The sequence below is a fragment of the Agriterribacter humi genome (genome assembly GCF_009192765.1).
Classification (GTDB): Bacteria; Bacteroidota; Bacteroidia; order Chitinophagales; family Chitinophagaceae; genus Agriterribacter; species Agriterribacter humi.
This window is the reverse complement of sequence record NZ_VOHQ01000001.1, coordinates 720,651-740,387: the sequence shown is the minus strand read 5'-3', so window position 1 is coordinate 740,387 and position 19,737 is coordinate 720,651. Positions and strand designations below refer to the sequence as shown.

Here is a 19,737-nt window from a genome sequence, read left to right as displayed (position 1 = left end):
GGGTGTAAAGCAGATCCGGTTCAAAGAGATTTTTTGAAATTTACGGGCAACGTAAAAAAGCGCCGCTGTACGATGTCTCCGGCTTCGTTACTTCTATGTTCTTCCTGGACTTTGTCCCGGTAATACAATTTTCCCGGATCGCCGTAGGCAATAATAAATAAATGCGTGGCGAGCCTGCCTGACGGCAGTCAGAGGATGCCATGCATCGCAATAGCTGCATTAACTATTTATACCTGATAATTTTATCCTGCTCAAGTAAAGCGATAAATTTTTTTGTTGTTTTTTCTATAGCCATGGAAATACCATATTCTCCATATGCTTTCATGTTGGCCCTCCATATGGGACGCTTTTCTTTTTTGTCAAATAATTTCAAATCAAAAGCGCCTGCCATAGAGCCTTTCCCGGTTCCAAATCCAAGTCTGCCGTCAACCAATGCTTCTGTTTGCTTTATGACCAATACAACATCGGCTTTATGGGCGTTGATTTTATCATCTATTTCTTTTTGTGTTTCCAATGAAAGCCTTCCTTCCACATGTACTTCAGTGTTTGTGCCTCTTTCTGTAATGGCTTGTTTTATTTTTTCGGCAAAACCTTCAATAAATTTATCGGCTCTCGGGGAACCGTTAATCAGGATAAACATCCTGTTATAAGGACCCTTTACATTATTGCTTTCACCGGATTCTATCGAAGCAGTTGTACATCCACTGAAAAGAATAATGATTAGCCCGACGCATAGGAATGTTGTACAATTTTTTTTCACATCGATCATGTTTAGGGTTAAGGTAGCAGAGGATAAAGCCAATAAGTATTTAGTGTTACAATAGGATTATAGCCCAATATAAATGAAACCAGCCTTTTTGTATGTAAAAGGTTCAATCATTCAATGCCAGGTGGACTACAGTATATCCAACGCGATGTAAGTTTCAGACTTCGTAGCCGCGATATTCTTACGAAATGGTGTCCCGGTAATACAATTTACCGGATCGCAGGAGGCGATAATAAATGGGTGGCGAGCCTGCCTGACGGCCGTCAGGCAGGCTCGCCACCCATAGCTAAATTGTAATGAGATATGTTTTACAAGCCTGTTACTTTTCTTATATACTGCCTCGCTATCAACGCATACTCCAGCGGGTTAGCTTTGGCGGGGTCCTGCTCGGCTTCCACCACCATCCAGCCTTTGTAATCGCTTTTTTTGATAGCAGCAGCTAATGCCGGAAAATCAATACAACCTTCCTCATCGCCGGGCACGGTAAATACACCATCTTTCACGGCATCTAAAAAACTCATACGCTTATCTTTTACCTGCTGTAAAACTTTTGGGCGGATGTCTTTCAAATGTATATGCGCGGTGCGTGATATAAACTGTTCAAGACAGGCAACAGGATCTTCGCCCGCAAAATAAAAATGGCCGCAATCGTAATTCAGGTAAACATTTTCAGGGCCGGTTTCATTCAGCATCCTTTCCGTTTCCTCACGCGTTTGTATGCAGGTGCCCATGTGATGGTGAAAGGCTAATTTAATACCCCGGTCACGGGCTATTTTGCCCAATTCGTTTAAGCCATAAGTAAAGTTCTTCCATTCTTCGTTGCTGTTCAGCATGCCCTTGCCTTCCAGCACCGGAACATCTTTCTTTCCCTGGCAGCTATTGCCGGTTTCTCCGCCACCAATTACTTTGGCGCCCATCGTTTCTAAGAAATCAAGCAATTGCGTAAAGCTTTTTTTGTTCTCTTCCAGCGACTTAGTTGTTAGCTCATAACTGTTCCACTGGTTGCAAATTTGCAAACCTCTCAGGCTGAGCGCTTTTTTTAAAGTGGCAATATCGCGTGGAAATTTGTTGCCTACCTCACAACCGGTAAAGCCCGTCAGCGCCATTTCGCTGATGCATTGCTCAAAGGTATTTTCAGCGCCCAGTTCGGGCATATCATCGTTGGTCCAGTTAATGGGGGCTATGCCCAACTGTATGTTCTCAAAGTTCATATGATCAGAATATGCGTTGTTGTTTTTTGTTTTCTTTATAGGTTTCATAGGCCTTTTGTACCGAAGGCGATGTGGATACTTCAGCAACCGGTACTTCCCACCAGGCATTGTATCCTTTTACGGTACGGTGCAAATGCGTTTCAATATAAATTACGGTTGTGCGTTGCTGTTGGGTTGCCGATGCTAACGCGGCTTTCAGTGAAGCTGCATCCGTAGCCTTTATTACCACAGCGCCCAGACTTTCCGCATTTTTAGCAAGGTCCACGGGTAATATTTCACCGCTTAGCTGCCCCGACTGATCCTCCCTGTACCTGTATTTGGTTCCGAATCTTTCGCTGCCTATACTTTCCGACAATCCGCCGATACTGGCATACCCGTTATTGTTCAGCAGTAAAATGGTAAAGCGTACGCCTTCCTGTATGGATGTAATGATCTCGTGGTTGTTCATCAGGTAGCCGCCATCACCGCAAATAACATATACTTCGCGTTCAGGCGCCGCCATCTTTGCCCCAAGTCCGGCCGCAATTTCATAACCCATGGTGGAGTATCCATATTCGAGGTGGAAACTTTTAGGGCTTGTTGCTCTCCATAATTTATGCAGGTCGCCGGGTGCACTGCCCGAAGCATTGATCATAATATCTTCCCTGTTCATAAAGCTGTTGAGCGTACCAATCACTACCGCCTGGTCAATAGGAGGAACGGTTCCGTTACCTTCCGCGTAAATCTGCGTTACTTCATCATCCCATGCTTTACTCATTTCGGATATCCTTTTCCGGTAGGTATCATCTGCCTTGTAATTCCCAAGTGAAGAAAGCAATTCTTCCAGTGTAACTTTTGCATCGCCGGTTAGCGGGAGGGCATTGTGTTTATGGGCGTCAAATTCACTTACATTGATGTTGATGAATTTAACATCAGGGCTTTTAAAAATGGATTTGGAAGCCGTGGTGAAATCACTGTAACGCGTGCCAATGCCTATTACTACATCTGCTTCATTGGCAATTTCAATGGCGTATTTAGTGCCAGTAGCGCCCAGGCCGCCAACACAATACGGCGCATCATACATTACCGAACCTTTGCCTGCAAATGTTTCACCCACCGGTATACCAGTTTGTGTGGCAAACTGGTGCAGCACATCACTTGCCCCGCTGTATATGGTTCCTCCGCCTGCAACGATAACAGGATTTTTGGACTTGCTGATCCACTCCGCTGCTTTTTTCAACAGGCTGCTGTCCGGCCTGGAGCGGGGGATATGCCACACTCTTTTTTCAAAAAGCGAAGCGGGAAAATCATAGGCATGTGTTTGTACATCCTGTGGCATGGAAAGGGTAACGGCTCCTGTTTCGGATGGAGAAGTAAGCACCCGCATCACTTCAGGCAATGCATAGATCAATTGTTCGGGGCGGTTGATCCTGTCCCAGTATTTGGAAACCGGTTTAAAACAATCGTTCACCGATATATCCTGCGTAACAGCGCTTTCTAATTGCTGCAATACAGGAGCAGGTTCGCGGGTGGCAAAAATATCTCCCGGTAATAATAATACAGGGATGCGGTTGATGGTTGCCAGTGCAGCGCCGGTTAACATATTGGTAGCGCCCGGGCCAATGGACGTAGTACAGGCAAAAGCGCTTAGCCTGTTCTTTACTTTCGCATAGGCAACAGCAGTATGTACCATGGATTGCTCGTTGCGGCACTGGTAATACCTGAAGTCGGGGTTTTCCTGTAAGGCCTGCCCCAACCCGGCCACGTTACCATGCCCGAATATGCCGAAACACCCTGCAAAAAAAGGCTGTTCAACGCCATCGCGCTCTGTGTACTGGTTTTTTAAAAATGCGATGGTTGCCTGCGCAACGGTTAATCTTTTTTTCATGATCGAAATTTTTATCTCTTAATGATTTTAAACTATAAATCACAAATCACAAACTCTAAACTCTTTCCCACCGCTTCCATCAATTCAAACTTCTTCAGCATAAACGCTTTATACGTTTCCATAAATATTTTGCCAGGTGTTGTGGGTGCAAATTCATCCGGGCGGTCGCGGAAAAATTCGCGGTTTACCATTGTCCATAACAATCGGGTATCGGTAGCAATATTTACTTTACAGATACCGAGCGCTATCGCTTTTTTCAGCTCATCTTCCTGCACACCTTTAGCATCTGTTTTTAATTTGCCACCGGCAGCGTTTATCCTTCGCACTACTTCCTCATTTACATTGGATCCGCCATGTAATACCAAAGGAAAACCAGAAAGGCGTTGTTGAATTTCTTTGAGTATTTGCAATTGTAAGCCCTGTCCGCCGGAAAATTTATAAGCGCCATGACTGGTACCTACAGCGATGGCCAAACTATCGCAGCCGGTTTGGTTTACAAAAGTTTCTACATCTTTTGGATTGGTATAAAAAGAATGGGCTGCCTCCACCGTCAGATCATCTTCCACGCCCGCCAGCACACCCAGTTCCGCTTCCACACTTATATTTTTGGCGTGGGCTTTTTCTACAACGGCTTTAGTGCGGCCAATATTCTTTTCCAGATCATCGTGCGAAGCGTCAATCATTACAGAAGTATAACCTCCGCTTTCAATAGCATCCCATATATGCGCTTCATATCCATGATCAAGATGGACAGCATATACGGTTTGCGGATATATTTTCGCTGCCGCCTGTATCATTGCCAGTAGCATGTGTGCATTCGCATAGTCGCGGGCAAAAGGTGTGGTTTGCACAATAAAAGGCGCTTTGGCTTCCTGAGCCGCGGCAAACAATCCATGTATCTCTTCCATAAAAAAGACATTCACCGCCGGCACAGCATATTGCCCGTAACATTTGCTGAATATTTCTTTTGTAGTTAGTAACATTGTTTTATTTGTGATTTATGGTTTATAGTTTGTGGTTACCTAACTATAAACCCTAAACTATAAACTTTCAAATTTGTTTACCAGAACGCCGTATACAAAGCTGCCAGGATACCGCATATGATAGTAGCGCCAACAATAAACGAACGGCTCAGGTTAAACGAAGGCATTTCTATCTCAATCTGTCCCTGGTTGTTTTTGGTTTTTGAAGTGAGGCTAATAATGACCATTACCGCCGATAAGATCAGGAAAGCGATACCCATCCTGTTTAAGAAGGGTATTTCCGGTAACCAGAATTTGAATGCGGTGGATAGCGGTATGGTTAGCAAGGCGGTAGTTAATGCCGCAGCGGAGGTAGCCCTTTTCCAGAACATACCGAAAAAGAATATTGCAAATACACCCGGGGTAATAAAGCTTGAATATTCCTGTATGAACTGGTATGCCTGTTCCAGCACTTTTAGCTGTGGGGCAATCAAAACCGCGATGAGCATGGACACCCAAACGGCGAGACGGCCCACACGGATCAGGTGTTTTTCGGAAGCGCCAGGTTTGATGTATAGTTTATAAATGTCTAAAGTAAAAATGGTGGAGATGCTATTGGCCTTGCCTGCAAGTGATGCTACGATGGCGGCGGTTAGTGCAGCAAAGGCTACTCCTTTTAAACCCATGGGCAATAAGTTCAGCAATACGGGATAAGCATGGTCTGGTTTTACCGTTCCTGCGGCATCAACCATTTCCTGCTGGAACATGCCATTTTGATGCAGTACAAAAGCGGCTATCCCTGGTATAACAACGATCAATGGAACGAGCAGTTTTAAAAAAGCAGCGAACAAAATTCCTTTTCTCGCTGTTTCTAAGTCGGCGCCCAGTGTGCGTTGTATAATATATTGATTGCAGCCCCAGTAGTTCAGGTTGTTGATCCACATAGCGCCAATGATAACAGTTAAACCCGGTAAATCCTTGTAGTACGGATTATCCTGTTTCAGTATCATGTGGAAATGCGTATCGGCCTGTGTTTTTAATGTTCCGAAAGCACTCAGTATATCCGGTTTGCCAAATTCTTTTGCCACCAGGTCAAGCGCTAAATAAGTAGTGATCAGTCCGCCAATAATAAGCACTATTACCTGCACTACATCCGTATACCCGATCACCTTCATGCCGCCAATGGTAATTAAAATGGCGAAAAGCGCTAAAGCCACAACTGCTACATTAAAATTGATGCCGGCGGTTACTTCTAAGGCCAGTGCGCCGAGGTAAATGATGGAAGTGAGGTTAACGAATATGTACAATAATAACCAGAATACCGCCATTGTAGTGGCTACAACAGGGTTATAGCGCTGCCGCAAAAACTGGGGCATAGTATATATCTTGTTCTTAAGATATACGGGCAAAAAGAAAACGGCAACTACGATCAATGCAGCCGCTGCCATCCACTCGTACGATGAAATGGCCAAACCAATAGCAAAACCGGAGCCCGACATACCTATGAAATGTTCGGCCGAAATATTGGAAGCGATCAGTGATGCGCCAATAGCCCAGTAGGTAAGCGAACCTTCAGCAAGGAAAAACCCCGAAGCGGTATTGGATTTGTTGGTTTTCTTTTTATATATCCAATATCCGTAACCACCAATGATGGCGAGGTACAGAAAAAAAACCAGGTAATCTAATGTGTGCAAGCCAGTTTGGTTCATCGTTAGGGATTATTAAGTGAGTGGTGAGTAGTCAGTGGTGAATTGTGAATAGTGAGTTGTGAGTTGTGAATGGTAAATGGCGAGTTCTTTCATCTTTCACTTCACACATTATCATTATATTTTTATTATTTCATCCATCCTCACAGCCCTGTTTTCTTTTAAAGACAAACCTGCGGCAAGTCCTATGGCGGTTGCCATAAGCCCATCGTGCGCATCTACAGGCGAAGCTGTATCGTTTAGCACACAATCTATAAACGACTGCATGCAGGTGCGGTAAGCTTTTTCATAACGTTCCAGGAAAAAGTAGAGTGGTAATGCAGTTTGCCCGCCTTCATTTCCGTATTGCATTACATTATCCGGCGTATTATTTTCTGCTTTTGCCATTCCTTTTGAACCAAATATCTCGAGCCTTTGATCGTATCCGTACACCGTTTTACGGCTGTTATCAATTACACCAATAGCGCCGTTCTCAAATGTAAGTACGATTACGGCTGTATCTATATCATCATACTGTTTAATACGGGGATCTATCAGTGCATCTCCCTTTACAAATACTTCTTTTACTTCACTGCCCGTAATAAAACGGGCCATATCAAAATCGTGGATGGTCATATCAAGAAAAAGACCGCCCGAAATTTTTACATATTCCAATGGCGGAGGTGCCGGGTCGCGGCTGGTGATCCGCAAAATATGTGGTTCACCAATGGCGTCATTCTTTACGAGTGACCCAATCCTGGCAAAATTCGGATCGAACCTGCGGTTAAAGCCCAGCATGAGTTTTACGCCGTTTTCCTTTACCGCTTGTTGGGCAGAAAGAATAGCCGGAAGCGTAACATCCAATGGCTTCTCGCAAAATACATGTTTTTTCGCCTGTGCGGCAGCGATAGTATAAGGCACGTGCTGCGGTGTAGGAGCACAAATAATAACCGCCTCCACATCCGGATGATCAATCACTTCTTCTGCGCGGGTAGTTACCTGTGGTACGCCCAGGCGTTTGGCATATTCATGCGCACCGGGGGAAACATCAGATGCAATGATCACTTCCGCATTTTGTGTATTGTACAGCAGGTTGGAAAGATGTATCTGCCCGATACGTCCGAGCCCGATTACGCCGGTTTTTAATTTTTTTGACATGTTATAATTTGAGATTTAACATTTGAAATTTGATGCCTTTTTGCTATTTCACACCCGCCTGCCCGACTGATCCATTCAGGCGGGGATGACACCACTTGGACGGGGGGAAAGGGCACAAAGGAAGCAAAGTACGCAACGGAGACATTGATGCCTTACCACTTACGACTTCCCACTAAAACTTCCTGGTCCATTCCTTCAGCCATCTTTCGATCACCACTTTGGTTTGTGTAAAAAATTCAATGGCATGTTTACCCTGCCCGTGCAGGTCGCCAAAAAAACTTTCTTTCCATCCACTGAAGGGAAACTGCGCTACCGGCGCCGCAACGCCTATATTAATACCTATATTACCTGCGTCTGCTTCATTTCTGAATCTGCGGGCGTGCAACCCGCTGCTGGTAAATATGCAGGCCATATTGCCATATTTATTTCCGTTTACATAAGCAATGGCTTCTTCAATAGTATTGATATGCACTAAGCTCATTACCGGCCCAAATATTTCGGTGCCCGCTATTTCACCATGAAGAGGGATATCTTCTATAATAGTGGGCTGTATAAAATTACCTTTTTCGTAGCCGGAAATTTTAGCATCTCGGCCATCTAATAATAATCTGCCTCCTTCCTGTATGCCTTTTTCTATAAGACTGTTCACACGCGTTTTGCTATCGGCCGTAATTACCGGCCCCATTTGTACGCTTTCGTCCAGTCCAAATCCGGTACTGCGTTTGCGGCTCAGTTCTACCAGGCTTTCGGTAAAATTGGCATGTTCTCCAACCGTTATAATCGTTGATGCAGCCAGGCAACGTTGCCCTGCACAGCCATATACGCTGTCTACCACAATTTGCGTAGTCATGTCTAAATCGGCATCGGATAAAATGATCACCGGATTTTTTGCACCACCCTGCGCCTGTACGCGCTTGCCGTTAGCGGCGCCTTTGGCATATACATAACGGGCTATAGCAGACGAACCCACAAAACTCACCGCCTTAATACCAGGATGTTCGAGCATGCCGTCTACAACGGATTTGCCGCCATGTATCATATTGATTACTCCGGCCGGTAAATCTAATTTCGCTACCAGTTCCATTACTTTCGTCATGGTAAGCGGCACTTTTTCAGAAGGTTTGATGATGAACGTATTTCCGCAGGCGATGGCATAAGGCAGAAACCAGAAAGGTATCATGCCGGGGAAATTGAAGGGCGAAATGCAGGCACAAACACCAAGAGGCTGGCGGATCATATATTCATCAATGCCCAAAGAAATATCTTCCGAAAAATCGCCCTGCATCAATGCGGGTATGCCGCATGCATTTTCTACATTTTCAATAGCGCGAACCCATTCTGCTTTAGATTCGGCATATGTTTTTCCCGATTCCAGCGTAATGGTTTTGGAAAGCTCATCAATATTTTCTTCCAGTAATCTTTTTAAATGAAAAAGGTACTGGATGCGCTTTCCTGCCGGCAAACGTTTCCATGTGGCAAAAGCATTTTCAGATGACTGAACTGCCGCATCCACATCGGCGGGAGTACCCGAAGGAACCTGGGCAAGCACCTCCTGGCTGGCAGGATTTACTACATTCACATACGTGGTTGCACTGCTGCTTACCCATTGTCCGTTGATATAATTTCTTAATTTTTCCATATTGATTTTATGTTTTTTTAGCTATCAGCTATCGGCAATCAGCTATCAGCGGCATTGAACCCTGTTACCCTTTCACTTACTTCGGAATGCTTTTTCCCCCTGAAACCTGCAACTTGTAACCTGCACCCTGCAACAATCCCCCGCGGTCTGACGCTTCTTCATCGCGTACCGACCACAGCATTTTCACAGCCCACCCCGTTCATCTGTAAATTGCATAACCTCTTCCAGCGTTGGCATAAAGTTAGCGCAACCTTCCCGCGTAACAATAATGGCGCCGCAGGCATTGCCTATGCGCACACTTTTATACAGATCCCATCCACTCAGGTAACCATATGAAAATCCTCCTGCAAAGGCATCTCCCGCGCCAAGCACATTCAATACTTCTACCGGAAAGCCGGGAACCTTCACTTCTGCTTTTCCTTTTTCAAATACGGAAGCGCCGTCTTTTCCTCTTTTCACGATAAGGGTATCAACGCCGGTATCTATGATATTTTGTATGGCTTTGTTAATATTGCCTTTGATTTCAGGAGCAGATATTTGCTGGTGTTTGATGGATACCTGGCTGATATCGGTAAGATAGGCAGCCAGTATTTCTTCTTCAGTACCTATTACTATATTAAACTGTGGTAAGATCGTGCGGATAACTATACCAAAAGCACGTGGGTCGTGCCATTGGTCGGCCCTGAAATCAAGGTCCAATAGTTTTATAACAGCATTTTTCTTTGCCAGTTCCAGGGCATAAAACATAGCGGTACGGCTGGGATCCTTGCTTAAAGCCGTTCCTGAAAAAATGGCCGCTTTAAAATCGCTGAAAGGAATTTTGTCCATATGCTCAATATCCAAATGTATATCTGCGCAGTTGTCGCGGTAATATACCAGTGGAAATTTATCCGGGGGTTCAATGCCAAGTATAACAGCCGAACTTCGGGTACCCTCTATCGTGGGTATAAAATCCGTGATTACATTTTCTTTTTGTAAAAAGTGTTTAATGAAAGCTCCTACCTGGTCGTTACCAATGCCGGTAAGCAGGGCGGTTTTTAATCCAAGTCTTGTTGCCCCTACCGCTATATTGGTTGGGCATCCACCCACAAATGCATTAAATGCCGAAATATCAGTGAAGGGCCTGCCCACATTAGCGGAATACAGATCAATAGAAGACCTTCCAATAGTAAGCAGATCGTATTTTTTTGTCGCATTCATAATTATAATCTCAAATGGTATTGTTCATTTCCGCTGTTACCATCGGAAGCCGTGGGTCCTGTCCCTTCCATGTGCCAAAAATCCATTCCTGCTGGGGGTCGGGGGTATTTGCTAAAGACTGATCGCTGCCCGCAAGAAAGTTTAGATAATATACATTATATCCATGCCCTGCAACAACCGGATGATAACCCTTTGGCACCAGCACCGCTTCGTTATTGTGCACCTTTATTACCTCATCTAATGAGCGGTCATCTGTATATACCTGCTGAATGGCAAAGCCGTTTGGCTTATCTATTTTATAAAAATAAATCTCTTCCAGTTCCGCTTCCAACAGGTTGCCATTGGAATCTACCTTGCGCTCATCGTGTTTATGCGCAGGGTAAGAACTCCAGTTGCCTGATGGTGTATAAACCTCCACGCATACAATTTTATGACAGTTGAACCCCGGTTGAAGCAAACTATTGATTTGACGGTTGGCATTATCGCCTCCCCTGAACTCAATCGTTGCCTCTTCGGGCCGCTTTAAATAAGGAGGATGATCTTCATTGGTAGCTACCCGGCATATAGCTATATCCGTATTAGCGGTTTGCGCGGTAAGCGTAAAATTGGTGTTGCGGGAGAGGTATAAGGTATGGGCAATGCCACTGAATACGTTTTTTCTGCCATTACGGGTTTCCCATTCGCCTTTATTGGAACTTACTTTAAAATTACCGCCCAGTAAAACAATGCAATATTCATAGTCGCCTGTGTCTTCTGAGAATGTCTCATTGTTATCTAAGAGCCTTGTTTCAAAGTTAAGGTAGTTCCAGCCTGCATCCTGTGCAGTGAAATGATGATACCTCCGGTTTCCCGGATCGGGCCTGACAAGCAAATTTTGATGTGGCATCAGTAATTTTTTACTCCGGTAAACTTACCATTATAATTCTATTTAAACGGTTTAAGTGGTTCGCAAACGTTTGAAATTTTTTGAGTTAAGAAAAAAACGGAACTTGGGCTGTGATTAGGTCAACTAAAATATGAATAAGCCCGTTACTATAAAAGACATTGCCAGAAAATTCAGGTGCTCGCCTTCAACAGTGTCGAGAGCGCTGAACAATCATCCTTCTATTAATGAGGATACAAGACGCAACCTGCAGGAGTATGCACAAAAAGTAGGTTACCAGCGTAACCAGGTTTCATTAAACCTGCTCAATACCAAAACAGCAAGCATTGGTGTTATCGTTCCTACCATCAATAATTATTATGAATCGGCCATTATTGAAGGTATTGATGCAGTGTTGCATCCATTGGGTTATACGCTGAATATATGTGTAACCAATGAGCGATACCTGCTGGAATCGGAGTATGTAACAAAACTATTGTCGAACCGGGTGGAAGGTATTTTCCTTTCTGTTTCGCAGGAGACCTATGATTCGGGGCATTATGAGCACCTGGAAAACGTGGGTAAAAGAAATTTACCATTGATTTTTATTGACCGCGACTATGAAGGATTTTCTGCAGGAAGTGTAACCATAGATGATTATCATGGTGCTTTTGCGGCGGTGGAACACCTGATCAGTACCGGGCGCAAGCGTATTGCTCATTTGAAAGGTCCCAATGGAATGGCTGTTACCGAACAGCGGTTCAGGGGATATACCGAATGCCTTACAAAACATGGATTACCTGTGGAGGAAAGACTGATCATCAATACCAATTTTAAAGTAGAAAGCGCATTGGAACCCACCGCTCAATTGCTTGAACTGGATCATCGGCCAGACGCTATTTTTGGCGTAAACGACCAGGTAGCAATAGGGGCTATGAAAGTAATAAGAGAAAAAGGCTGGAGGGTTCCGGAAGATATTGCCGTTGTAGGTTTTGATAACTCTCCTATCTCAGCCTATATTTCGCCTTCGCTTACCTCGGTAGGCAGGCCCGGAAGACAGATTGGAGAAGAAGCCGCCAGGATTTTTTTGAATTACTTAGACGCCACAACTAAAAAAGATGTGCCGGTACATATTGTTTTGCCTTCGGAACTGATCGTGAGAGATTCTTCCCGGGGAATTTGAAGATGTTATAAATGAATACCGCAAAGCGGTTAAGCATTGTGGTATTCATTTTGTTTTAGCGTTGTTTGGTAAAAGTAGAAGTATATTTAAATGAGATTCCATTTTCGACGCCTTCTGAAGTAATGACGAGCGTAGTGCCGTCAAATTTTTCAATAGTTGCAGTCTCGCCATCAAGGGTTATTATGTTTCCCGCTAAGTTCCATGTGCCGGTGTCATCACCCGGTTCCTCGCATTTTGTTCCTGCATCGGTATATAGCACTGTAAAATCTGTTTTTAATGTAACCTGGTCGTCTTTTTCACAAGGCAGCATCATGTCATACAAGTTAAGCGTTTGTGACCCGGTCAAAGCTGTCGTGGCTGTAGCGGCCTTAAGTACATAGGTTCCGGAAATATTTTCTTTTGTAATTTCCGTGGAGGTTTTCTCTTTCTTACAGGCAGTAAAAAATAGAGCAGCAAATAAGATAAGAGAAACTGGTTTTAACTGATTCATCATAGGATTGTTTTTATGCTGAAATAAACCCGTAAAGCGTGTTTTTTATTGTTCAAAATGCTGTAAAATAATAATGGTTAAGGGGTTTTAAAGAAAAGTCAATTTCCTATAACCTGATATTAATTGTGCTGCAGCCTGATCTTTATCATTTTCTTAGAAGGGTTAGTATTTTAGTTTTGCTGCTGAATATAAACGCTGATCTGCGTATGGAAAAACAGTGATACGGCTGTAGGTAAATGGCAAAAGTATTCAGTAATGCAGAATGTCACTCCCTTACGGTAGTGAATAACGGTGATTGAAAAGCATAGTTATTTCTACCGGTATTATGAAGTAAATGCCGACCAGTATAAAATAACATGAGAAAACATCCCTAATCCTTTAAAGGCCGTATCAAACTTTTGATACAGCCTTTTTTAATTTTGAAAAATGAATCCATCGCCTGCTTGTGCAAAAAAACAAATAGCAGGTTTTCTTTATATGCGTTAATGCGATTATAATTCCCTTATTTTAATATTCCTGTAATACGCTTTATTACCATGATCCTGTAAAGCGATCTTTCCTGTTTTTGCTTTTGCATAGTCAGGGTAATCTTTCCATTTTCCTTCCGTTCTTTTTTTATTCCAGTCATCACTGCCCGCTTCAAATTCCACAACTTTCTCTCCATTCAGCCAATGTTCCACATGCCCGTTATTGTAAAGGATGCTGCTGCTGTTCCATTGCCCAACTGGTTTTAATTGTTTTTTATCATTGGCAGGTGTCATGGCATAATCAGCACCCGCTTTCTGCCAGTCTTCCAGCTTTTCCGGAAAGCCAATATCGTCAATTACCTGGTATTCGGGCCCCGTTTCATAAGGCGCTTTGTATTTGGCATCTTCTATTACATGGTACATTACGCCGCTGTTGCTGCCTTTGTCTACTTTCCAATCCCAGGTAAGCTCAAAATTCCCATATGTTTTATCAGTAACCAGGTCACCGCCATGCGCATCTTTTGCTGCGCCCAGGCAAACCAATGCACTGTCCTGCACGGTCCAGTTCTTTACTTCGCCAGTTTTATTATAGCCATGCCAGCCGCCCAGTGTTCTGCCATCGAAGAGGCTTACCCACTCTCCTGATGTTTTTGTTTGACTGGTTGTGGCAGCTGTATCAGGGCTAACCGCTGCAGAACTATCATTTTCGCTGCCGGCATTTCCTCCGCAGGCGATTACTGTTGCAGTGATGCCTATGAATACCAGCCGGTACATTTTACTTTTCATTGATTATATATTTTAGTTGTTCAAAAATACCGTTTTTCCTGTTTGAGCAGAGGTTCGGGCAGCTTCCAGTATACGCACCACAGTAACATTATTGGGTAGCGCGTAGAGTCCGTCGTCTGTTACCGTAATTTTCTTTCTCACTACATCTGACAGGTAAGTAAACGGATTTTCATATACAGGGATATCTTTTGCTGTGTATTTGCGGCTTTGTTCCACTTTGTCATTCTTTTGTTTGATGCGGATATCACTGTTGTTTGCTGTAATTACATATCCTGTATTGCCATACAGTTCCATGTCTTTCCGGCCAAAAGGCCAGTTCCATGAAGCCTGAATGATAGCCTGTGCTGTGGGATATGTTACGATGATGGTTGCTTCGTCATCTACCTTAGGATATACATCGGGTTTAAACTGCCGGGTAACAGCGGTTACCGATAAGGGTTGTTGTCCTTTCATGAGCCATGTCATCAGGTTGGCGCCATAGCATCCAAAATCTATAATAGCGCCGCCCCCGTTTTGTATGGGATCGGTAAGCCAATCTAAAAATTCCCTGCTTACGCCAATTTCCTTCGGACCCTCATGCCCGTGATGAAACACTGCTTTTTTTAAACCGCCTGTATAATTGCTGTCGTTTACCAACTGGTATGCTTTTGCCGTAGCAGGATACCACGAGGTTTCATAATTGGTGAGGAGGTGAATATTATACTTACGGGCAAGTGAATCCATTTGCAAGGCATGCTCCACGCTCACCGCCAATGGTTTTTCCACCATCACATGGATGCCTCTTGGCGCACAGGCCTGCACTACAGCAAGATGATCATAAATAGAGCCGAAAGCAACTACCGCTTCAGGTTTTACCGCATCTAACATTTTACCCAGGTCATTAAACAGCATGTTATTGTCCAGTCCGAATTTCTTTGCAGATTGTTGCAGCAATTGTTTATTGGGCTCATAAACGCCCACAAGCGTAATATCGCTTTGCGGCTTTCGTCCCAGTATCCAGCCGGAATGACCATGCGAGATGCCGGCAACGGCTACACGAACAGGCTGAGCATTAAGGTATGCCGATGCAAGCAGACATATCCAGCAGAAAAGATAACGTACAGTTTTCATGAATTTTTTTTAGTGAGATGTGAGTTGTCAATTGTCAGTAAAGAAGTCAGCCATTAGCAAAATACCTCAGCTCATGGCTGGTAGCTCTTAGCTAATTCACTTCCAGTTCATTTTTTGAAGGAAGTGCCGGAAAATGTGCATGTGGTTCGCGCTGGTACCAGAATGCTACCGAAGCAATATCGGAGTGTTGTGGCAAATAGCGTCCGCCACTGCGCCAGCCCAGGTCCTGTATGGTTACTTTCAGATCCTTTTCAAAACGTACAGGATCCATTATATGCCAGCGGTACAAACCAAAGCGCTGTTGCGACTTATATAGCCCATTGGGTTTTATTACCTGCGATAAACCGGAGTAAGGCGTGGTAAATGCTTCATATTCGTGCTTAACCTTGTTCTCAAAATTATAGGAACCGCAAAAATAATCTTCCGTGCCTGTGCCGCATATGGTAGGGAATTTAGTATCGCCATCCATAAAAAATTTTATTTCGCCTTCGCCCCACCATCCATTATTATTCACTCCCCAGGCCATATATACGCCAACATATTGTCCTTTTCCTTTAATGCCATCCACAATAGTGTAATCGGATGTGTTGTTGGTGTTGGCACGGCGAAACTGTGCATGAAAATAACCTGCGTCTTCAGGTACTTCGGTAAGCGTATAATCTACCTGGTAATACAATACCATATTTTCTGTATTGATATTCTCCATGGTAATTTTGCATTTCTTCCGGAAAGGCATTGCCCAGTAGCAATTAAATGCGCTGCCCGGGTTTACGCATACGGCAAGCGACCTTAACGGCGCATACTCACCCCAGCCCATGCCAAAGAAGTCTCCCGCAGGACATTCAACAGATGCTTCTTTTTCATCGTCCCAGTAAATGCGCAGAATAGAATTGCGCCATACACCGGTGGGTGTCATCCAGATATGTTGTATAGCACCGGGGCCCTCCATTTCGGCAATGGTAATGGTTTCGCCCGCATTGATGATGATGTATGGATTTACCTTCCAGCCCTGTCCAAGATCGCGGGCAGCATTATGTGCGTTGGCGGTGTTGCGCTTGTCTTTATCAGAGGGATTGGCCATGCCGCCCTTTCCTTTTTGGCCTGTAAGGTTTTCCGGACTTATGGAACGCGTTTTCGCATCCGACAGGCGAAAGAGGTTGCCCATATTCATATTCAGCCCATCGAATTTATTGTTTTGAGCAGGGCTGATAATGGCAGCAAAAAGAAAGACAGACAAACAATAAAGCAGTTTTTTCATGACAGATCAGATTGAAGTTTTAAAATAATTTTTTTGCGGGCATTACAGCCTAAAAGACGCATTCCTTTCGTATATCATTTATGCAGTTTTTGCCAGTTTTCCCGAGACCATTATTTTTTCAGCAGGAATGGTGCCATGCAGTACTTTTATGGAAGGCGTTCCATTTTTCAGCGATACATTTCCAAAACCCGTTTCTGTGGAAAGGAAGGAAGTAAAATCGCCGATTTTTGAATCAATATATAATGTACGGTCAACTGCATCAAAGCGTACACCAGTGAGCCCCTGCAATAAACCATAACTGGATAGCGCTCGTCCATACCAGCTTCCGCATTCGTATTCGTTAAAGGGATTTCGGATTTGACCATCATACCGCTGTCGGCAGGTGCGTACAATGTCGAGCCCTTCTTTTACCTGTCCCATCAGCATAAGGTGCGACGCCACCTGGTATTCTATACCCGTCCATACTTCATCACTGTATACAAAAGGAAGTGATAGTTTTCCGCCCTTCGGCCAACTGCATAGTAGCAATCCACCCTCATTGCCTACGGCATAGGAAGGACGTTGCGGATTGGCATGTTCACTCAGGTCTTTTTTAAGGTTGTATTGATGAACGGCGAGCAAATGATTTCTTATCTTTTCTGCATCCACAGGATTATCCAGTCCGCACATTCGCGCAATCCACCCACCCAGTATGCCATCGGAAAGACAGCCCGTCCCGTACTGGTATTTCGGTCCTTCCTTTTCCAGGAGCGCAATGGCTTCGGCTGAGTATTCCCCGCCAAAGGTTTCTTTTGATGCTTTAACGGGGTCGGGTGCATTCAACCCCTTATACCGGATCTTTTGTATAAAATATTCGCCGTTGTACAATTCATTCTCCATGAATTGCTTTCCTTTTTCAAACAGTTTTTGATAAGCGGTAATATTCTGTTTGAGGTGTTTGCCCATTTTGATGAATGCTTCCAGCGCTCCGAGATAAAAACTGGTGCACATGCCATCCGGTCCCCAGAATTCAATATCATAGGTGTTGTGGTGTGGCTCTTCCACAATGCCCTTTTGTCGCGGATCCCAGGTGCGGATGCAATAATCCATGCTTGATTTAACGAGCGGAAACATTTTTTTCAGCCATTCATTGTTTCCATAGATCCGCCATTCACGGTATATTTTCATAATGCCACCCAGTTGCCCGTCGGCTGCAGCATAAAATTGGTGAGTAGCAGGACTGATGGGTATATTGGAACGGAAATTCTGGTGGCCTTCTGCATTCTGGCTCTCGCAAAACTCTGTATGACGCAACGTGCGTTCCAGCGAAGGAAAGAGATGGGCAATAGCCTGGGCGTAATTCCATACATGCGTGCAGGAGCCGTGGCAACATCCGCCTTCATCACCACAACCTTCAAAATTCCACAGCCTGCCATCGTACTGGCGCATAACCGTTGGGGTTTTAAGAATAGTAAGATTGGCAGCTATGGCTTCCATTGCTTCAGGAGGAAGCGTACTGTTGAAGAATGCTTTGGTGAAAAGCGATGTCTTTTTGTATAAGTCATTGTATTCATCTTTCCAGTAAGCCGCTACTTCGTGTATGTTTTTAAAACGGCTGCTATACCAGGGACGGTACACGGTTTGATCATTATTAGCGCTTACACCCAGTTCTGCAGAAGTATTGCAACAATCCGGAGCTGCACAATTTTGTGCCTTGTCTTTATTTACATCACCTATATGCGTATCCGAAAGTGGTACATACCATGCCATCATAACCCTGATCGTTTTCTTTTCACCGGGCTGTAATGTAAACGGTACAAACAATGATGCTCCCGGGGCATCAGCTTCTACCGGCGGGGTGCTTTTTATTTCACCGTTTTTAATGGTGTTCCATATCATCGTTAAGGGATCCCACCATCCGCCACGGAACCAGCAATGATCTGTTACTGTGTTATTATCGTCTGTATAAATGGCAAAATCGCCCTGCAGTTGTGGCTTTCCGGCAGAGCCATTCTGAGAAAGTATAAAGCCGTTCTGTATTTGTTTGATAGCACCTTTTTGATCCTCCGTAAGCATGAAGTTCCGGGAGTTGTAGGAAAAAACCGCTTCTGTTGTTTGCGTTGAATGATTGATAAACTGGTATTCCAATGCGCCTGCGGGTAAACTTGAATTGTCCGCATCGCCTGGTATAAAAGGACTCCAGCCCGTTAGTTCAACCTGCAAAGGGATATCATCGCTTTTAAATTGTATGGTGCTGAAAGGAAAGCGGGGCAAAAATGTAGCTTCATCCAGGCGGGGTAAACCGTAGGTGGTCATAGGTGCGCCATTGCCTGTATTCGGACGTCCGAATATTTTCCATTCGGGTACAGGTCCCTCTATGATCCTGGCCGTTTTTCCTTTTACATACAGGGCGGCAAACATAGTAGGCTCATTAAATAGCTGTGGCCGATGGCGTACCGACAGGTGAGATATAGCCCCCGATCCTTCGATGCAAAACATACCGGCGCCTATGCCGCCTATGGGAAAGGCAATGCGGCGGAGATTGGTGCCGGAGTAGGACTGATTAAAAGCATGATCTCCTTCTTCTGGATCGGTAGCAGCAACAGGAATTTTTTGCTGTATAACTGTTTTGCCAATGGCAATGCCCGGGAGTATGGAGGCACCCAAACCGCTTAGTGTAACGTTTTTAAGAAATAGACGGCGGTTTTTATTTTCTTTCATAATGCAATAATTGAGGTTGGCCTTGGATCTTTCAGAAATGATAAGCAGAGTTCAGAATGTATTTCGAGGTTAGGAGGTGGTTCGGTGCTCAGGGCACTTCGCCGGTCTATAGTAACAGGTAATATTTTATAGCTTAAAGGTATTGCATAAAATATAAATCATAACAGGCGCTTCGTCTTTCAATGCAATAAAGAAGGCGGGCCGGGATTTCCCGCTTAAAGTGGGAGAAGAATCTGTCGCTGCGAGCAAACCATAAATTGCGGAGAGGCAATACAGATGGTTCGTTCCCCACGGCCGCAGGCTGCCAACGGTACATCATGTTGTTGGTTCTTTTTCAACTGCTTGTAAACTATGCTTTTTATCGTGTAGTTATAAACGTTTAGACCCTTACAG

General features: G+C 44.3%; 16 protein-coding genes. 2 read left to right on the top strand and 14 right to left on the bottom strand.

The window, feature by feature from the left end:
• Window positions 1–223: 223 nt before the first annotated feature.
• Window positions 224–760 carry a hypothetical protein gene (locus FRX45_RS02815; RefSeq protein WP_152266859.1) on the bottom strand — a complete coding sequence of 179 codons (537 nt, stop codon included), beginning with the start codon at window positions 758–760 and terminating at the stop codon, window positions 224–226.
• A gap of 123 nt (window positions 761–883) precedes the next feature.
• Here FRX45_RS02815 and FRX45_RS02810 point away from each other — a divergent pair, with 123 nt between their 5' ends.
• The gene (locus tag FRX45_RS02810; RefSeq protein ID WP_152266858.1) at window positions 884–1,063 is read left to right on the top strand and encodes a hypothetical protein; all 180 of its coding nucleotides are present in this window, start codon (window positions 884–886) and stop codon (window positions 1,061–1,063) included.
• A gap of 11 nt (window positions 1,064–1,074) precedes the next feature.
• On the opposite strand, the gene iolE is transcribed toward FRX45_RS02810, so the two are convergent.
• The 8 genes from iolE to iolB form a co-directional block, all read right to left on the bottom strand.
• Window positions 1,075–1,977, bottom strand: coding sequence for a myo-inosose-2 dehydratase (iolE, locus tag FRX45_RS02805; RefSeq protein WP_152266857.1), 903 nt, complete (start codon window positions 1,975–1,977; stop codon window positions 1,075–1,077).
• A 4-nt stretch (window positions 1,978–1,981) separates the two neighbouring features.
• Window positions 1,982–3,844, bottom strand: a complete 1,863-nt coding sequence (gene iolD / locus FRX45_RS02800; protein ID WP_152266856.1) for a 3D-(3,5/4)-trihydroxycyclohexane-1,2-dione acylhydrolase (decyclizing) — start codon at window positions 3,842–3,844, stop codon at window positions 1,982–1,984.
• 32 nt (window positions 3,845–3,876) lie between these two features.
• The gene (locus tag FRX45_RS02795) at window positions 3,877–4,827 is read right to left on the bottom strand and encodes a class II fructose-bisphosphate aldolase (RefSeq protein WP_152266855.1); all 951 of its coding nucleotides are present in this window, start codon (window positions 4,825–4,827) and stop codon (window positions 3,877–3,879) included.
• A gap of 77 nt (window positions 4,828–4,904) precedes the next feature.
• Entirely contained in the window at window positions 4,905–6,515 is a 1,611-nt protein-coding gene (locus tag FRX45_RS02790) for a sodium/sugar symporter (RefSeq protein ID WP_152266854.1), read from the bottom strand.
• Window positions 6,516–6,629: 114 nt separating this feature from the next.
• On the bottom strand, window positions 6,630–7,649 hold the full coding sequence (gene iolG / locus FRX45_RS02785; RefSeq protein ID WP_152266853.1) for an inositol 2-dehydrogenase: 1,020 nt from the start codon (window positions 7,647–7,649) through the stop codon (window positions 6,630–6,632).
• A 172-nt stretch (window positions 7,650–7,821) separates the two neighbouring features.
• Window positions 7,822–9,288 (bottom strand): CoA-acylating methylmalonate-semialdehyde dehydrogenase, encoded by a 1,467-nt coding sequence (locus FRX45_RS02780; protein ID WP_152266852.1) that lies wholly within the window; start codon window positions 9,286–9,288, stop codon window positions 7,822–7,824.
• Window positions 9,289–9,471: 183 nt separating this feature from the next.
• Window positions 9,472–10,488, bottom strand: a complete 1,017-nt coding sequence (gene iolC, locus FRX45_RS02775) for a 5-dehydro-2-deoxygluconokinase (RefSeq protein WP_152266851.1) — start codon at window positions 10,486–10,488, stop codon at window positions 9,472–9,474.
• 10 nt (window positions 10,489–10,498) lie between these two features.
• Window positions 10,499–11,374, bottom strand: a complete 876-nt coding sequence (gene iolB, locus FRX45_RS02770; RefSeq protein WP_152266850.1) for a 5-deoxy-glucuronate isomerase — start codon at window positions 11,372–11,374, stop codon at window positions 10,499–10,501.
• A 130-nt stretch (window positions 11,375–11,504) separates the two neighbouring features.
• Here iolB and FRX45_RS02765 point away from each other — a divergent pair, with 130 nt between their 5' ends.
• Window positions 11,505–12,533 carry a LacI family DNA-binding transcriptional regulator gene (locus FRX45_RS02765; RefSeq protein WP_152266849.1) on the top strand — a complete coding sequence of 343 codons (1,029 nt, stop codon included), beginning with the start codon at window positions 11,505–11,507 and terminating at the stop codon, window positions 12,531–12,533.
• Between the two features lie 55 nt (window positions 12,534–12,588).
• Here the strand turns inward: FRX45_RS02765 and FRX45_RS02760 are convergent, their stop codons facing one another.
• The 5 genes from FRX45_RS02760 to FRX45_RS02740 all read right to left on the bottom strand — a co-directional run bounded on the left by FRX45_RS02760 (window position 12,589) and on the right by FRX45_RS02740 (window position 19,344).
• Window positions 12,589–13,026: a DUF5004 domain-containing protein gene (locus tag FRX45_RS02760; protein ID WP_152266848.1), complete on the bottom strand. Its 438-nt coding sequence runs from the start codon at window positions 13,024–13,026 to the stop codon at window positions 12,589–12,591.
• 488 nt (window positions 13,027–13,514) lie between these two features.
• Window positions 13,515–14,276 carry a 3-keto-disaccharide hydrolase gene (locus tag FRX45_RS02755; protein ID WP_226804895.1) on the bottom strand — a complete coding sequence of 254 codons (762 nt, stop codon included), beginning with the start codon at window positions 14,274–14,276 and terminating at the stop codon, window positions 13,515–13,517.
• A gap of 12 nt (window positions 14,277–14,288) precedes the next feature.
• Window positions 14,289–15,386 (bottom strand): Gfo/Idh/MocA family protein, encoded by a 1,098-nt coding sequence (locus FRX45_RS02750; RefSeq protein ID WP_152266847.1) that lies wholly within the window; start codon window positions 15,384–15,386, stop codon window positions 14,289–14,291.
• Window positions 15,387–15,477: 91 nt separating this feature from the next.
• On the bottom strand, window positions 15,478–16,644 hold the full coding sequence (locus FRX45_RS02745) for a glycoside hydrolase family 172 protein (protein WP_152266846.1): 1,167 nt from the start codon (window positions 16,642–16,644) through the stop codon (window positions 15,478–15,480).
• A gap of 78 nt (window positions 16,645–16,722) precedes the next feature.
• Window positions 16,723–19,344 (bottom strand): GH116 family glycosyl hydrolase, encoded by a 2,622-nt coding sequence (locus tag FRX45_RS02740; RefSeq protein ID WP_152266845.1) that lies wholly within the window; start codon window positions 19,342–19,344, stop codon window positions 16,723–16,725.
• Window positions 19,345–19,737 lie beyond the last annotated feature (393 nt).

Coding starts and splice junctions, on each gene's coding strand:
- FRX45_RS02790 (WP_152266854.1), bottom strand. CDS start 6,515: ATGAACCAAACTGGCTTGCACACATTAGATTACCTGGTTTTTTTTCTG.
- iolB (WP_152266850.1), bottom strand. CDS start 11,374: ATGCCACATCAAAATTTGCTTGTCAGGCCCGATCCGGGAAACCGGAGG.
- FRX45_RS02780 (WP_152266852.1), bottom strand. CDS start 9,288: ATGGAAAAATTAAGAAATTATATCAACGGACAATGGGTAAGCAGCAGT.
- iolC (WP_152266851.1), bottom strand. CDS start 10,488: ATGAATGCGACAAAAAAATACGATCTGCTTACTATTGGAAGGTCTTCT.
- iolG (WP_152266853.1), bottom strand. CDS start 7,649: ATGTCAAAAAAATTAAAAACCGGCGTAATCGGGCTCGGACGTATCGGG.
- FRX45_RS02750 (WP_152266847.1), bottom strand. CDS start 15,386: ATGAAAACTGTACGTTATCTTTTCTGCTGGATATGTCTGCTTGCATCG.
- FRX45_RS02755 (WP_226804895.1), bottom strand. CDS start 14,276: ATGAAAAGTAAAATGTACCGGCTGGTATTCATAGGCATCACTGCAACA.
- FRX45_RS02760 (WP_152266848.1), bottom strand. CDS start 13,026: ATGATGAATCAGTTAAAACCAGTTTCTCTTATCTTATTTGCTGCTCTA.
- FRX45_RS02795 (WP_152266855.1), bottom strand. CDS start 4,827: ATGTTACTAACTACAAAAGAAATATTCAGCAAATGTTACGGGCAATAT.
- FRX45_RS02745 (WP_152266846.1), bottom strand. CDS start 16,644: ATGAAAAAACTGCTTTATTGTTTGTCTGTCTTTCTTTTTGCTGCCATT.
- FRX45_RS02740 (WP_152266845.1), bottom strand. CDS start 19,344: ATGAAAGAAAATAAAAACCGCCGTCTATTTCTTAAAAACGTTACACTA.
- FRX45_RS02765 (WP_152266849.1), top strand. CDS start 11,505: ATGAATAAGCCCGTTACTATAAAAGACATTGCCAGAAAATTCAGGTGC.
- iolE (WP_152266857.1), bottom strand. CDS start 1,977: ATGAACTTTGAGAACATACAGTTGGGCATAGCCCCCATTAACTGGACC.
- FRX45_RS02810 (WP_152266858.1), top strand. CDS start 884: ATGCCAGGTGGACTACAGTATATCCAACGCGATGTAAGTTTCAGACTT.
- iolD (WP_152266856.1), bottom strand. CDS start 3,844: ATGAAAAAAAGATTAACCGTTGCGCAGGCAACCATCGCATTTTTAAAA.